This is a genomic window from Mucilaginibacter sp. OK268 (genome assembly GCF_900103125.1).
Classification (GTDB): domain Bacteria; phylum Bacteroidota; class Bacteroidia; order Sphingobacteriales; family Sphingobacteriaceae; genus Mucilaginibacter.
This window is the reverse complement of sequence record NZ_FNJV01000002.1, coordinates 906,391-921,390: the sequence shown is the minus strand read 5'-3', so window position 1 is coordinate 921,390 and position 15,000 is coordinate 906,391. Positions and strand designations below refer to the sequence as shown.

8 protein-coding genes are annotated in these 15,000 nt (G+C 40.5%); 5 read left to right on the top strand and 3 right to left on the bottom strand.

Translation table 11 applies throughout. From position 1 onward, the window contains the following. The first annotated feature begins 27 nt into the window (after window positions 1–27). Complete coding sequence (locus BLR84_RS09550) at window positions 28–921, top strand: DMT family transporter (RefSeq protein WP_090467223.1); 894 nt, start codon at window positions 28–30, stop codon at window positions 919–921. Between the two features lie 185 nt (window positions 922–1,106). Here the strand turns inward: BLR84_RS09550 and BLR84_RS09545 are convergent, their stop codons facing one another. Then, window positions 1,107–2,576 carry a glycoside hydrolase family 30 beta sandwich domain-containing protein gene (locus BLR84_RS09545; RefSeq protein WP_090467221.1) on the bottom strand — a complete coding sequence of 490 codons (1,470 nt, stop codon included), beginning with the start codon at window positions 2,574–2,576 and terminating at the stop codon, window positions 1,107–1,109. Between the two features lie 699 nt (window positions 2,577–3,275). Next, complete coding sequence (locus BLR84_RS09540) at window positions 3,276–5,141, bottom strand: M1 family metallopeptidase (protein WP_090467219.1); 1,866 nt, start codon at window positions 5,139–5,141, stop codon at window positions 3,276–3,278. A 142-nt stretch (window positions 5,142–5,283) separates the two neighbouring features. On the opposite strand from BLR84_RS09540, the gene BLR84_RS09535 reads away from it, so the two are divergent. Continuing rightward, complete coding sequence (locus BLR84_RS09535) at window positions 5,284–5,523, top strand: hypothetical protein (RefSeq protein ID WP_090467217.1); 240 nt, start codon at window positions 5,284–5,286, stop codon at window positions 5,521–5,523. 74 nt (window positions 5,524–5,597) lie between these two features. On the opposite strand, the gene BLR84_RS09530 is transcribed toward BLR84_RS09535, so the two are convergent. Further along, window positions 5,598–6,359 carry an NUDIX hydrolase gene (locus BLR84_RS09530; RefSeq protein ID WP_090467214.1) on the bottom strand — a complete coding sequence of 254 codons (762 nt, stop codon included), beginning with the start codon at window positions 6,357–6,359 and terminating at the stop codon, window positions 5,598–5,600. 199 nt (window positions 6,360–6,558) lie between these two features. Here BLR84_RS09530 and bglX point away from each other — a divergent pair, with 199 nt between their 5' ends. The 3 genes from bglX (at window position 6,559) to BLR84_RS09515 (ending at window position 14,918) form a co-directional block, all read left to right on the top strand. Continuing rightward, window positions 6,559–8,871 (top strand): beta-glucosidase BglX, encoded by a 2,313-nt coding sequence (bglX, locus tag BLR84_RS09525; protein ID WP_090467212.1) that lies wholly within the window; start codon window positions 6,559–6,561, stop codon window positions 8,869–8,871. Window positions 8,872–9,741: 870 nt separating this feature from the next. Beyond that, window positions 9,742–13,074, top strand: coding sequence for a SusC/RagA family TonB-linked outer membrane protein (locus BLR84_RS09520; RefSeq protein ID WP_090467211.1), 3,333 nt, complete (start codon window positions 9,742–9,744; stop codon window positions 13,072–13,074). Between the two features lie 26 nt (window positions 13,075–13,100). Then, window positions 13,101–14,918 carry a RagB/SusD family nutrient uptake outer membrane protein gene (locus BLR84_RS09515; RefSeq protein ID WP_090467715.1) on the top strand — a complete coding sequence of 606 codons (1,818 nt, stop codon included), beginning with the start codon at window positions 13,101–13,103 and terminating at the stop codon, window positions 14,916–14,918. Window positions 14,919–15,000 lie beyond the last annotated feature (82 nt).

Sequence of the window (15,000 nt, the reverse complement as noted above, 5' to 3'; positions counted from 1 at the left end):
TTTAAAGTATAAGAACATTTTCAAATCATGAATAATACATCATTTTCTGGTAAGCCAGAACAAAACCCAACCAGCGGTTGGATCAACGGGTTCATCGGGGTATTACTATTCAGCGGTTCCATGCCGGCAACAAAGGCTGCCGTACTGGATCTATCTCCCTTTTTTGTAACAATGGCCCGGGCCGGTATCGCCGGACTGCTTGCCCTTGCTGTGCTGCTTATTTTTAAGGAAAAGCGTCCGGCAACAAACCAGCTCTTTTCGTTAACCATCGTAGCCATGGGTGCAGTGGTGGGTTTTCCCCTGCTATCCGCATTAGCGTTACAATATATAACTTCGGCACATTCCCTGGTATTTATTGGCATGTTACCACTTACAACGGCTATATTCGGCGTACTGCGCGGTGGCGAGCGTCCCCGCCCCATATTCTGGTTTTTTTCGATATTGGGGAGTCTGCTGGTGATAGGCTTTGCTGTGGCCCAGGGCTTATCCGCATCGCCTGTTGGTGACGTGTTGATGCTGCTTGCCGTTGTGTTCTGCGGGCTTGGCTATGCCGAAGGTGCAAAACTTTCCAAAGTGCTTGGAGGCTGGCAAGTGATCTGCTGGGCATTGGTATTGTCGCTCCCTTTAGTGATCCCTTTTATGATCTTTCTGCTTCCGGCATCATTTGCAAAAGTTAGCCATGGCGCCTGGTTTGGCCTGGCATATGTTTCCATATTTAGCATGCTGATCGGCTTCGTATTCTGGTACCGTGGTCTGGCCCAGGGAGGTATTGCTGCCGTTGGACAGTTGCAATTGCTGCAACCATTTTTTGGATTGGCCCTGGCGGCTACCTTGTTGCACGAGCAGGTAAGTATCGGGATGATAAGCACCACCGCTTGTGTGATCCTCTGTGTTGCAGGTTCCAGGAAATTCGCGCGGTAGCGGCGGTAGTAGAGGTCTTATAAGAGCGATAGGCTAATTATATAAGATTATCATCTTCAATAAACCTGTAGATAAGGTAACTACTTATTATTTTAATACATGTATATCCTTTCTTTAAACCGGTCAAATGAACATAATTAGTATTTATTTGACCGGTTAGCGATTTTACTTATCCAGGCATTATCTTAGTTAAAAATAATTAACGAGGCGCTTGCTGCCAGTATCTTAAGGTTAACCCATTTACTTGAAGTCCCCAATTTGTTATTGGTAACAACACCATTCACCTTAAATGTACCATCATCTCCTACAGATGCTCCATTTATATTTGTTCCTGAGGTACTTGATAGCGAAGGAGCATATAATTGGTAAGTAGTGGTGGCGCTTATAGCAGTTTTACTGTTAACAAAAAGATCAATGTCTTTTTTATCATCTTTATTGATCACAACCATGGCAGTTTTACCATCTTTCCTGATAAAACTGTAAACATCCATACTGGCCGGTGTGTTTGGGAAGTCGGTCTTCAGGAATTGTTTAACGGCGGCTTGTTTAAAAAGTAACATGGCATAATACAGCGGCCTGGCTACATTTTTATTGTTAACAGTGTTAATGGGGGAGTAAACGTATTGGCTTCCTCCTCCGGTATGAAAATTAACTCCGGCAATACCTTGTTGAGCTAAATAAAATAAAAACTCAGTGCCCCACAATGAAGAGCCAAAAGCATTACTAATGCCATCCTGCCCGCCGTGAAATACAGAATTGCATTCGGTGAAACGGAAGGGTACCTTATCGGCAATAACCCCCGGTTTTAAGTACTGGATGATATCATTTAACCAGGGATCAAATACCATTAATTTTTTCATGGTAACACTTGGGTTACCGGCTGGCCCCATTCGGTAATAATGTAAAGAAAAAAGATTGATTTTACCAGCTCTATCCTTTAAAAAAAGCTTGCCCAAACCGGGGTCATTTGTTTCGGGGCCAGAAAAAATAATACCGGGCACCTTGTCTTCTAAACCGTTTGCAAACTTACTATACTCATCTATAAATGTATTGTAGTTGTAGGTTTTGGGTCTTAAGCCCTTTAAGGGAAAATATTCCGGCTCGTTTCCAATGGCAATACTGCTTAATGATGCTCCCAGCTTTGCTTTTACATAAGCTGTTTCCTGAGCATCATTTGATAATTGGGCCTGATTAAAATTAAGACCCCAGATGGTATTCCAACCAACAGCCTGGCTAAACTTCGTGAATCTGTCAACATCATTGGTAAATACAAAATCCTGGGTCGGCGAGTTTCTTTGATTGTTTGCCCAGGAAATCTTATCTACGGTGGCGCCACCAATTCTGATTAACCCTGTACCTAAATTTTTAAACAGGTTAATAAAAGTGGTATTGGAGATATTAAAGTAAGTTGTGTCTGTTAATATCAGTTTTTCGAAACTAAATCCTAAAAAATCATTGGGCACAACCGGGCCAATGGAATTAACAGATAAATTAATGGAAACTGAGGAATCGGGCTTTGTAACGAGAGTATCGGGTAAAGTTTGACCGGGTGTGCCTACACCAACAGTTTTTTGAGGTACATCACTTTTTTTACAAGAAAAAATAGGGAATAGCAATGCGAAAAGAATAAACTTTAGGGGAAAGTTTTTGTTCATGGGTTTTTTTCCGCAAGATGCAACTCTAAGATTAAGAAATGGTGAAATTGTAAAAAAAATGATACAAAAAATAAATATTGTAATTAATTAAAAATCAATTTTTTATGATTATTAACCCCTGGTTGTTGTAAGATTTTTATTGCTTTAAACTGCTTTTTTGGTAAAAAATCTCCGTTGATAGAAAATTCGCTATAATCTTATTTGAAATTAACGGGTGCTAAGCGCTGTACTTTGAGAAAATAAGGAGTTTAGTTACATTGAAATTTTAGCCGGGGGAAAGCTGGATTGAGTAAAGTTTAGTTGGATTGCAGCGTAGTAACCCCCCAATGGCATGCGCTTTGTCAAATCACTATCCTCTCCATACGGTTAGCAGCATAGGGAACTAAAATCTCAAAACGTTGCCACCCAATCTGTCTGTAAATTTTTGTATATTTATAATTCCAACAGCCCGGCATGTCTTTTAAAAGACATGCCGGGCTGTTTTGTTAAGATCAAAACAAGGTCAAAAATCGGCTGTTTTGTATTTAGTTATTTGATAATCAATTATTTGATACTTTTTAAAGTTTAAAAAACTACTCAAAATCGTGTTAAAATTTGTTAAAAAGTGTTAAAATGAGGGTTTTTCGAGCAGTTTTTGACCCGTTTTGCCCTCTTTTTAGCCGAAAAAGTGTTAAAATTTAAGGTTTAAAAAGTTTTTGATCAGGGTTTCCAGGTGTTGTCTTTTTTATCGGTATCCGGATCATAGGTAGTACCTAACACCAGTTGTTTAACCGGTTTTTTAGCCACGAAGGTAACGCTGGTAGTTTTGTTGCCTTTGGCCCAGCAGGCAATACTTTGATGTACCGGTTGCATGCTGCCATCATTATAATATACGGTGAGGTTCACGGGTACAGGTTTGGTGCCGATGCAGCTAATGGTCACGCTATATTTTTGCAGTTGATGGCTTACCTTGCTGATGGCCAGGTTGGGTTGCCCGTTATCAAAGAACCAGCTTTTCCAGAACCAGTTAAGGTTGATGCCCGAGCCGGTATTGATACAGTTAAAAAAGTCATAAGGCATAGGGTGTTTGCCATGCCATTGACTGATATAATAATGGAGTGCTTTGGTAAACAGTTCGTCGCCCAGCATATCTTTTACGTATAAATAACCCAGGCCCGGTTTAGGGTAACTGTCGGTAAATTTAGAAATACCGGTAAGCTGCGGGGTTAGGGTCATGATAGGTACATCCTGCTCAATACCGGCGCTATTTTCTGTTGGAGCAACACCATAAGTATCCACAATGCTATGGTCAATAACCGGACTGATAAGCCACTCGCCAATGGTGGCCCAGCCTTCGTCCATCCAGCCGTATTTGGTTTCGTTGGTACCCATGTAAAAGGGGAACATGGTGTGAAATATTTCATGGTCGGTCAGTTCAATAGCGTCGGCGGTGTTTTCGAGCGGGTTATCGTTCACCATCATAGGGTATTCCATTTGGTCGAGCCCGTCAAATACGGTTTCATGCGGGTAGGGGTACGGCCATTTCGGGAACTGGTAACTCATGGTCTCTACCGTTTTACGGGCGTAGTTCACCACCTCAAAATAGTCCTTATGCGCAGGGTTAAAAACAGCATCTACCCGGGTACGGCGATTGGTTTTGGGATCAACCACCAAACTTGATGCTTTCCAGATATAATGGTTGCTGGTGGCAAAAACAAGGTCGGTAACGCTGTCGGCTTCAAATTTCCAGGTATTGGTAGGGTTGTTCCTGGTGATATCGGCCGCTTGTACATCTGCCTGGGTAATAATATCGGTTACCTTATCGCTGATACCGGCCTGGTTTATTAGTTTTACGTATTTGGGGTTGTATACCTGTTCGGGGTTCTTCAGGTTCCCGGTGGCCCAAACCTGGTAATTGCCGGGTACGGTGATCTCGGCGTTGAAATGGCAAAAATCGTTGTAGAATTCCTGTGAACCCAGATATGGGAATTCGTTCCAGCCGTCAATGTCGTCATAAACGGCTATCCGCGGAAAAAAATAGGCCACAAAAAAAGCGCCTGTGTCAATTTGTCCGGTACGTATGTGTGATGTTTTGTTGAGGGTATAATCGTATTCGATATCAAAATGAACCTTTTGCCCCGGTGATAAAGGCACGTTCAGCATCATGTTGGTACCTTCAATACGGTGTTTGGTGCTGTCTTGTACTTGGTTATTAACGCCGATGGATTTGATATGCACGCCATCGGTGAGGTCATGAGCAGATACAGGCATATCGCGTATTGCCCCTTTTTTATATAAATTAGGGTAAAGCTTAAACAGAACCGTGTGCAATGTATCCGGGCTGTTGTTGATATAGTCAATGGACACTGTGCCGGCAAGATTTCGATTTTCCGGATTAAAGCTAACTTTAATGTGGTAGTCGGCAGTATTTTGCCAATAGTTTTTACCAGGGGCGCCAGCTTTGGTACGCGTGCCTTTGGTATAGGTGTTTTGCAGATTTACGGCTATAGGCAGGGTAACCTGCGCGTAGGAGAGTGTACTGCCAGATAACAATGCTATGACGAGTAATTTTTTGAGGTTAAACATTAAGCGAAATTATATCAGTTATATTTGAAGGTAAATATAATAAACAGAACAGGCAGCAATGCATGCTGGACAAATAAGTGATTTTAACACATTTAGATTTAACGGATAAACACCATCAATATACCCCCATATAAATAAACTAATGACCGCAGAAAAAATGATCATGATAACAGGTAAGCAATACCTGGAATTAAAGCAAAAGCTGGAAAGTGGTGATGGCCTTACTTATAATATAGGCACGGATAAACACCCGGAAGAGGTGAAAATTATTAACATGTATATGGATACCGATCCGGATTTTACGCGTAACCCGCGGCAGTTTGCCAAGATGCACGAAGATTTGAATATACAGGTAAAACTGGAGTATATAACTGAGTCTTAAGTCCCAAGTCAGGAGTTCAAAGTCTCAAATGTTTTTTGACTTAAGACTTAGAGCTTAAGACTTCCGACTCAAAACTACCAACCGCCTTTAAAGCCTTCAGTTAAGGCATTTTGATATTTGTCCAGATCAAAAGAGTAGAGGTATGGGGCTTTGTGGGCTCCTCCTTTGCGGGGTTGTTCGGCCCGGTTCAGGATACCAAAACCCAGTATGCGGCGCTGAAAGTTACGTCGATCAAGCTTTTTGTCCAGGATGGTCTCGTATAGTTTTTGCAGTTCGGGCATGGTGAACTCTCTGGGCATCAGGTTATAACCTATAGGCTGATAATTGAGCTGGAGGCGCAAGGTATCCAATGCGGTTTTAAATATCAGTTCGTGATCAAGCAGCAGGCCTGGCATATCATCAAGATCGCGCCAGGTACAAAGTTCAGAAAACTGGTCGGCCTGGGGTACCACACCAAAAAAATCAACCAGGGCATAGTAACCTATCGATAAAAACCGCTTGGCAAACCAATTTTGCTGGTCAGGTACAGTATCCTTATAAAGATCGTGATGGAATTTTGCACGATCAGGATCACCAAAAATATGAAACTGTTGTAAAAATATTTTATCGAGGCCTGTACGTTCTTCTAGTATGCGGTTGGCTGCCATTTCAATAGGCTCTGCTTTCATTACAAAACCACCGGGCAGCAACCATTTCTCTTCATCCTGAGGTTTCAATAGCAAAACCTTCATTTGCCCCTCATGAAAACCAAAAACAACACAATCGATAGAAATATGATCGAGATAATTTTTACGTGCGTCTTCGCTGTATTCAATAAGTTGTTCTTTAGTTAACATTTGCGCTATTGTACAAATAAAGTTTGATTATTTAATTATAATAATTACAATTGTGTACTTTATACACCATTGTTTTTGTTTTATTGCAACCAATTTAATCCTGTAACTCTTTATTAAAATAAGTAATTACTATTCAGTTACATGGCTTTTATTTTGTTCATATTTGTTTATCCAATTCTGTTATATCTAAATTAAAAAAATGAAAAAGTGTTTTTCAACCCGAATCGCCAATAAGGCTATTCCGCTTTGTTTTGTGGTATTGCTCCCTTTTTATAAAGCATCCGCCCAAACCAAAACCGAGGATGCCAAAATGAATACTTATGTTAATGGTTTGATGAGTAAGATGACCCTTGATGAAAAAATCGGGCAGCTTAACCTGGTAACTATAGGCGCGGCAACTACGGGTTCTGTAGTGAATAAAGGTGTTGAAGAAAAAATAAAAACCGGCGCTATTGGCGGTGTGTTTGGTATATGGGGTGCCGATCAGGTAAAACAGATCCAGGACCTGGCGGTAAAAAGCACAAGGCTTCATATCCCGCTTATTTTTGGTTTGGATGTGATCCACGGTCACCGTACTATTTTTCCTATTCCACTGGGCCTATCAGCGTCCTGGGATATGAGCTTGATCAAACGATCGGCACAGATCGCGGCTAAAGAAGCTACTGCCGAAGGTTTGAACTGGGTGTATTCGCCCATGGTTGATATTGCTCGTGATCCGCGCTGGGGCCGTATCTCAGAAGGTTCGGGTGAGGATCCATGGTATGGTTCGCAGGTAGCAAAAGCCATGGTGCAGGGCTACCAGGGCAGTAGTATGAAAAATGCTGATGCGGTGATGGCCTGTGTAAAACACTTTGCCTTATACGGGGGCGCCGAAGCTGGTCGCGAATACAACACCGTGGATATGAGTCGTATTAAAATGTACCAGGATTATCTGCCCCCATATAAGGCTGCGGTTGATGCCGGTGCAGGTAGTTTTATGAGCTCTTTTAATACCGTTGATGGCGTACCAGCCACAGGTAACCAATGGCTGTTGACCGATGTATTGCGTAAACAATGGGGATTTAAAGGTTTTGTAGTATCTGATTATACAGCTGTTAATGAAATGACCGCGCACGGATTGGGTGATCTGCAAACCGTATCGGCACTGGCTCTAAAAGCTGGTTTGGATATGGATATGGTAGGCGAAGGCTTTTTAACTACACTGAAAAAGTCATTAACTGCGGGTAAAGTAACCCAACAGGAAATTGACCTCGCTTGTCGCCGTGTGCTGGAAGCAAAATATAAATTAGGACTGTTTGACAATCCTTATAAATCAATTGATGCAGTCCGCGAAACTAAAGATGTGTTAACAGCTGAAAACCGTACAGAAGCACGCAATATTACCAAACACTCATTTGTGCTGCTAAAAAACAGCGCTCAGACGCTACCGCTTAAAAAAACAGGTTCAATTGCATTAGTAGGCCCGCTGGCCAATAACCAACGCGATATGCTGGGTACTTGGGTAGTTGCAGGCGACTGGCAAAAATCAGTTAGTGTAATGCAGGGCATTAAAAATGTAGTAGGTGATGGGGTTACTATCAACTACGCAAAAGGTGCCAACATCACAGAAGATAGTTTATTTATACAGAGACTGAACTTTTTTGGTCAGCAGATGGTAACGGTTGACCCAAAACCGGCAGATGAATTGTTGAAAGAAGCGGTTGATGCCGCTAAAAAATCAGACGTGATCGTGGCTGTAGTTGGTGAATCACAGAGTATGTCAGGCGAATCATCAAGTCGCTCGGATATTGACATTCCTGAAACTCAGAAAAATATGCTGAAAGAGCTGGCTAAATTGGGTAAACCATTGGTTATCGTATTATTTAACGGCCGGCCCTTAACTTTAACCTGGGAAGATAAACATGCCAGTGCTATACTGGACGTTTGGGCGCCTGGAACCGAGGCTGGTAATGCTGTAGCCGATGTACTATTTGGCGATTATAACCCTGCCGGGAAAATCACCGCAACTTTTCCGCGCAGTGTAGGGCAGATACCTATTTATTATAACCACAAAAACACAGGCAGGCCATACAGCAGCGGCCCTTCAAAATTTAAATCAAATTATCTGGATATTTCAAATGACCCGCTTTATCCGTTTGGTTACGGTTTAAGCTATACCACTTTTGGATACAGCGATGTTAAGCTTAGTAAAACAACGCTAAAGGGTAGTGAAAGCCTTACTGCAACTGTTACGGTTACCAATACCGGCAAGTATGCTGGTGAAGAAGTAGTTCAGCTTTATATTAGCGACCCGGTGGCCAGCATTAGCCGGTCGGTAAAAGAACTGAAGGATTTTAGGAAAATAAGCTTACAACCAGGTGAGCAAAAAGAGGTATCATTTACCGTTACCCCTGATGAGCTTAAGTTTTATAACAGTCAGCTCAAATACGATTGGGAGCCGGGCAAATTTATTATTCAGATCGGCACAAACTCCAGTGATATCCATGCAGCTTCAGTACAATGGGATAAGTAACAAGGTTGGAGACTTTTAACTGGTCTGAAAGAGCGGAGATATTATAATATCTCCGCTCTTTTTAATTTTATAGTAGAAAAAACGAACGCATTTTGAATGACAATAATTGTTATGAAGACAATTATATAGATGCCTGCTAATTTGTAAATGTTTGTATAACAGTTATATGTGTCTGATTATAAATGTTGTGGTGACATTATTTACAAATTATAATGATATTTTAACATTTAAAATGAAATCGATTGCGTAATAAGCCGAAGGTTCTGTATTAGAAAAAATTATAGTTTTTACTTTCTTCTATTAATTATTATTGTTTAAGCTCAACTTTTTGGGGTATAGTATCGTTAGTATCAATAATTTTACATTGCTATATTTTTATATAAATAATCATTTTATTGACGATTTGTTAATAAAGTTGTTGCAAATTGTTATGTTTTGTTGCTATAATGATTTACTAATAATTAATTTGTAAATCTGTATTTTTCACTTGTGTAAACAGTACACTCTCGTTACATTAGATGAATAGCCAATATAAATTTCTGCAGCAACAGAAATCACACTGAATCTAATATTATTATAACATTTTAATCTTAAATGTGCTTAGCCCAAAAGGCCAAGCAAAAACGGATGACAGCGGGGAATAAGTTTACAATTTATTACGGGAAGATCATATGATAAAACTTTTACACTCTTTATTTTTCGAATCTTCAGAATTTAAGTGTCGCTATTTTAAAAGCTACGCTGTTAAGTATTCCGTACCCGGCAAGCAATTCATCCCTGAATATTTTATGGTCCAATTACAAACTTAAAACTCCGGTTATCGACTTACAATCTTAAATCAAATATATTAATCAACTAAATCTCAATCTCATGTTTAAAAGTTTACTCCTAAAGGGAAGATTCCTTGGTGTGCTGTTATGCTGCCTGGTTTCTTCATTGGTAGTTACAGCACAAACAAAGTACAAGGGTAAGGTTATCGGTAGCGACGATAAATTACCCGTAGTAGGTGCGTCAGTACGCATTAAGGGTACTACTACAGGTTCTGTAACAGACGTTAACGGCGAATTTACGCTAAGCCTAAGCCCAGGCAATACGTTGGTGATTTCATACATCGGCTATCAAACCACCGAGGTAAAAGTAGGTACCGATGCCAATATCAGGATCACGTTGCAGGCAGGCAATAATTCACTGAATGAAGTTGTTGTTACGGGTTACGGTTCTCAACGTAAAAAGGACATCACCGGTTCGGTGGCTATTGTAAATGTAACCACGATGAAATCGGTGCCTGCAGGTAACACTTCATCGCTGTTGCAAGGACAGGCATCTGGTGTAACGGTTACCAACTCCGGGCAACCAGGTGGTGCCGCATCTGTTAATATTCGTGGTGTAGGATCAATCTTCAGTACACAACCACTTATTATTATTGATGGAACACCGGGAAAATTAGACGATATTAATGTTAATGACATTGAATCCATCCAGGTATTGAAAGATGCCGGTTCTGCGTCAATTTACGGTGTGCGTGGTTCAAACGGTGTTGTTGTAGTAACTACCAAAAAAGGAAAATCTGGTAAAGCTCAGATTACCTATGATGGTTTATACGGTACTACCCGGCCATTATCTGATGGTTTTAAACTGGCAGATACCAAAACTTATATGGAAGCCGAGTTCGAATCATTTAAAAATGATGGAAAAATTGGTGGTGGGGTTAATGGAAATACCAATAAACAGTTTGACCCGCTTGGAACAGGTACTTTCACTATCCCTGATTACATAACGCCAGCGGGAGCTCGTGTAGGAGCCCCCGGAACTACTCCGGATTGGTATAATTTGAATCCCGTAACCGGAAACCCTCTTGATCCTAATCGCTTAGGTCCAAATGGGGTAGACAAACTTGGTGCTAATCCAATTACCTTAGCTAACAAACAAGGTACCGATTGGTTTCACGAAGTATTTAAGCCTGCACCGTTAACTTCGCATAATATTACTGCAAGTGGTGGCAGCGATAAATCAACCTATTTGATGTCTGTTGGTTATCTTAACCAACAAGGTACATTAATAGGAACGTATGAAAAGCGCTATTCATTAAGGGCGAACACAAACTTCAATATCAATGACCATGTCCGTGTTGGAGAAAATGCCTATATTTTTAACAAAAATAACCCTCAAGTAGGTAACCAAAACGAAGGTAACGCTATTTCATATATTTACCGCGAACCTCCTATTATACCTATTTATGATATTATGGGTAATTATGCGGGTTCAAGATCTCCGGGCTTAAGTAACTCCTCAAATCCTGTAGCTATAGTTCAGCGTAACGTAGCCAATAATCAGTTAAGAGGCAATAACCAGGATTGGCAAATACAAGGCAACTTATTTGCTGAGGTTGACTTCCTGAAACATTTTACCGCGCGTACCCAGTTTGGCGGAACTGTGGAGAATTTCTGGAACCGTTATTTTAGCCCTACTCCTTATGAGAATGCAGAAGGTAACAATGGCGCTAACTCTTATACAGAATATTCTGGTTATAACAGCAGCTATACCTGGACAAATACATTAAGATACGATCAACAAATAGGTAAACACAGTATTAAAGTTTTAGCAGGTGAAGAGTCTATCAATAACTATGGTCGCTTTTTACAAGGTCAAAGAGGTACTTATTTAGCATCAATTGATCCTAATTATGTATCCTTAGATACAGGTTCACCCGCCGGGCAAACAAATGCTAATACTCGTACAGGACCTAATTATGGACCGTATTCAAATACGATACAATCATATTTTGCAAGATTAGATTATGCTTACGATGATAAATATCTGTTAAGCGGTACTATCAGGCGTGATGGTTCTTCATTCTTTGCACCAGGGCACCGTTACGGTACTTTCCCTTCGGCAACAGTGGGCTGGAGGCTTTCAAAAGAAGATTTCATGAAAGGCGCTAACTGGATCAATGATTTGAAATTACGCGCTGGCTATGGTTCTTTAGGATCATTAAGTGGTGTTCAAACTCAACCTTATAATGCCTTTAACCTATATACCGCTGGGGCTGGTACTCAATATTATGATATTGAAGGTAAAGGAAACGCGGCCATATTGGGTAGCTCACTTACCCAGGTAGGTAACCCACTTACCACATGGGAAACCGATAAAGAGTTAAACGTTGGTATAGACGCTACTATCATTAATAATGCGCTTGATTTTTCTTTTGAATATTATAAGAAAACAACATCAGGTTTATTATTCCAATCACAAATATTGGCACCTGGAGCTATTTTGCATCCTCCATATGTTAATGCCGGCGATTTACGCAATACTGGTTTTGATGCAAGTGTAAATTACCATGGAAGCATCAATGCATTTAAATTTAATGTAGGTTTAAATTTTAGTCATTACAGTAACTTAGTTAAATCATTAAACTCGGGCCAACCATACCTGGATGTTAACTCAGGAGGTTCAACCCGCTTACAAAACTTTGTAAGGTTACAACCAGGACAGCCTGTAGGTGAATTTTTTGGATACCAGGTGTTAGGCTTATATCAAAGTCAGGCTGATGTTGATGGTTCTGCTAAATACCCAGGAGCTGTACCCGGTTTATTTAAATTAAAGGATGTTAATGGCGACGGTAAGATTGACGCAAGTGACCGTACCTTTATCGGTAATCCTAATCCTAAATTTACAGGTGGTTTAAACCTGAACGGTAGCTATAAAGGCTTCGATTTTAGTGCATTCTTCTACGGAGTTTATGGTAATAAAGTGGCCAACTATGTTAAATACTGGACTAGCTTCCCAGCAGTATTTGATGGTAACGTTTCATCAAATATCATCACTGATTCATGGCATCCAGGTGCTGACAATAGTCATGCAACTATCCCTATTTTAACCAGGCAGGCTAACCTGGGTAACACTGGGGCATTTAACTCATTTTATATTGAAAATGGATCATTCCTGAGATTGAAATCATTGCAGATCGGATATACCTTCCCGACAGCAGACTTAGCTAAAATAGGAGTTTCTAAACTCAGAATATTTGTATTAGGTAATAACCTTTTCACCATAACCAAATACAGTGGCTTAGATCCTGAGTTGCAGAATTCAAACTTGAATAACAGTACATCAGGTGATAATACCAGCTTCGGTATCGACTTTGGTAACTATCCTGCAAACGAGAAGAGATATAGCATTGGATTACAGGCAACATTTTAATGTTTAATGTTTTAAGAAAAGAAATTATGAAAAAAATACATTTAAAAGTCATAGTACCATTAGTATTGGTGGCGCTATGCTTGGCATATAGTTGTAAAAAGAATCTTTTAACACAAAATCCATTAGGTAACTTAAAACCAGAAAACGTTGCAAACGCGGCTGGTGTAAATGGTATGTTAATAGGTGCTTACTCCTTATTGGATGGAGTAGGTGGTATAGGTGGAGGTTCAAACGCGTCGGGCTCCAATTGGATGTTCGGTAGTATTGCTGCTGGCGATGCCTATAAAGGATCACAACCATCTGATGGTGGCCAGGATGCATTGCCTGTAGGTAATTTTACGGCAAATACGGCAAATCCATATATTACTGCCAGATATACCTTGTTATTTGATGGTGTTGCAAGGGCAAATGATGTATTGCGCACTGTTCCGTTGGCTAAAGATTTGGCCGCATCTGATGCTAAAAGTATAATAGCAGAAGCTAAATTTCTTCGTGGTTTTTACTACCTGGAATTGAGGAAGATGTACGGCCAGGTACCTTATGTTGATGAAACTATGAAGGACTATAACGTGCCTAATACTGCTGAGATATTTCCAAAGATTGAAAAGGATTTTACCGATGCAGCAGCAGACTTGCCAGCTACTCAGCCTCAGGCAGGCCGTGCTAACAGTTGGGCGGCAAAAGCATATTTGGCCAAAACTTATATGTTTGAGCATAACTATACTGCGGCTTTACCAATTTTACAAGCTTTAATAGCCAATGGAGTTACTGCGCGCGGTCAAAAATATGCCCTTAACCCTGTTTTTCAAACCAACTTTAGCCCAGAGGCCGCACAAAAAAATAGCCCTGAATCTGTATTTGCGGCACAAAACTCAGTAAATGACGGTGGCTTGGGTCAAAACGGTAATGCCGGTGATGATTTAAACTTCCCATATGGTGGCCCTGGTGGTTGCTGCGGTTGGTTTAATCCGTCTCAATCATTAGCCAATTCATTCAAGACCGATGCCAATGGTTTACCGCTGCTTACAAGCTTTGATGTTATTGGCCAGGATGTAAGCAATGGTGCAACTCCATGGACAGGTAATGTCGATCCTCGTTTGGATATTACAGTAGGTCGTCCTAATGTTCCGTTCCTTGATTGGGGTAATCCTCCACCTGCATGGATACGTGACCCTACAGATGGTGTTTTCAATCCACGCAAAAATGTTTATTCACAAGCAGAACAAGGTTCTAACTCAGATGTTACTCCCGGTGTGTGGAACAACGTTCAGCTTACATCAAATAATATTAATCTGATGCGTTATTCTGACATCTTATTAATGGCTGCAGAAGCTGAAATAGAGGTTGGTAACACTGTTAATGCCGAAGCTGATGTTAAGTTAGTAAGGGACCGGGCTGCCAATCCAGATGGTTGGGTTTATAAAGGAGCACCATACAGTACCGGTACATCTACCTACGCCAGAAATACGTTAGGTGCCACCGCTGCTGATAAATATGTTATAAAGAACTACCCGACAGGCTCATTTAGTGATAAAAATTTTGCACGCAAAGCGGTTCGTTTTGAAAGAAAGCTTGAGTTTGGTATGGAAGGCATCCGTTTCTTTGATTTACAACGTTGGGATGGTGCTTCATCAAGCCTTCCTAATGGCTCATTGGTAAGTGACGGTAGCATGGCAACTGAAATTAATGCCTTCTTTGCTTACGATGTAAGAATAAATTCTCAATTGCAGGGAGCTCACTTTACTCCTGGGTTAAATGAGTATTATCCAATACCTCAGCAGCAAATTGATTTATCAAAATCATTAGGTGGTAAGGCTATATTGGTTCAAAACAAAGGTTATTAATTTAAACCTGTTATAATTTATAAATTGTAATTTTAGGTGGAGATGTTTATCTCCACCTTTTTTATAGCCTGATATTAAAATT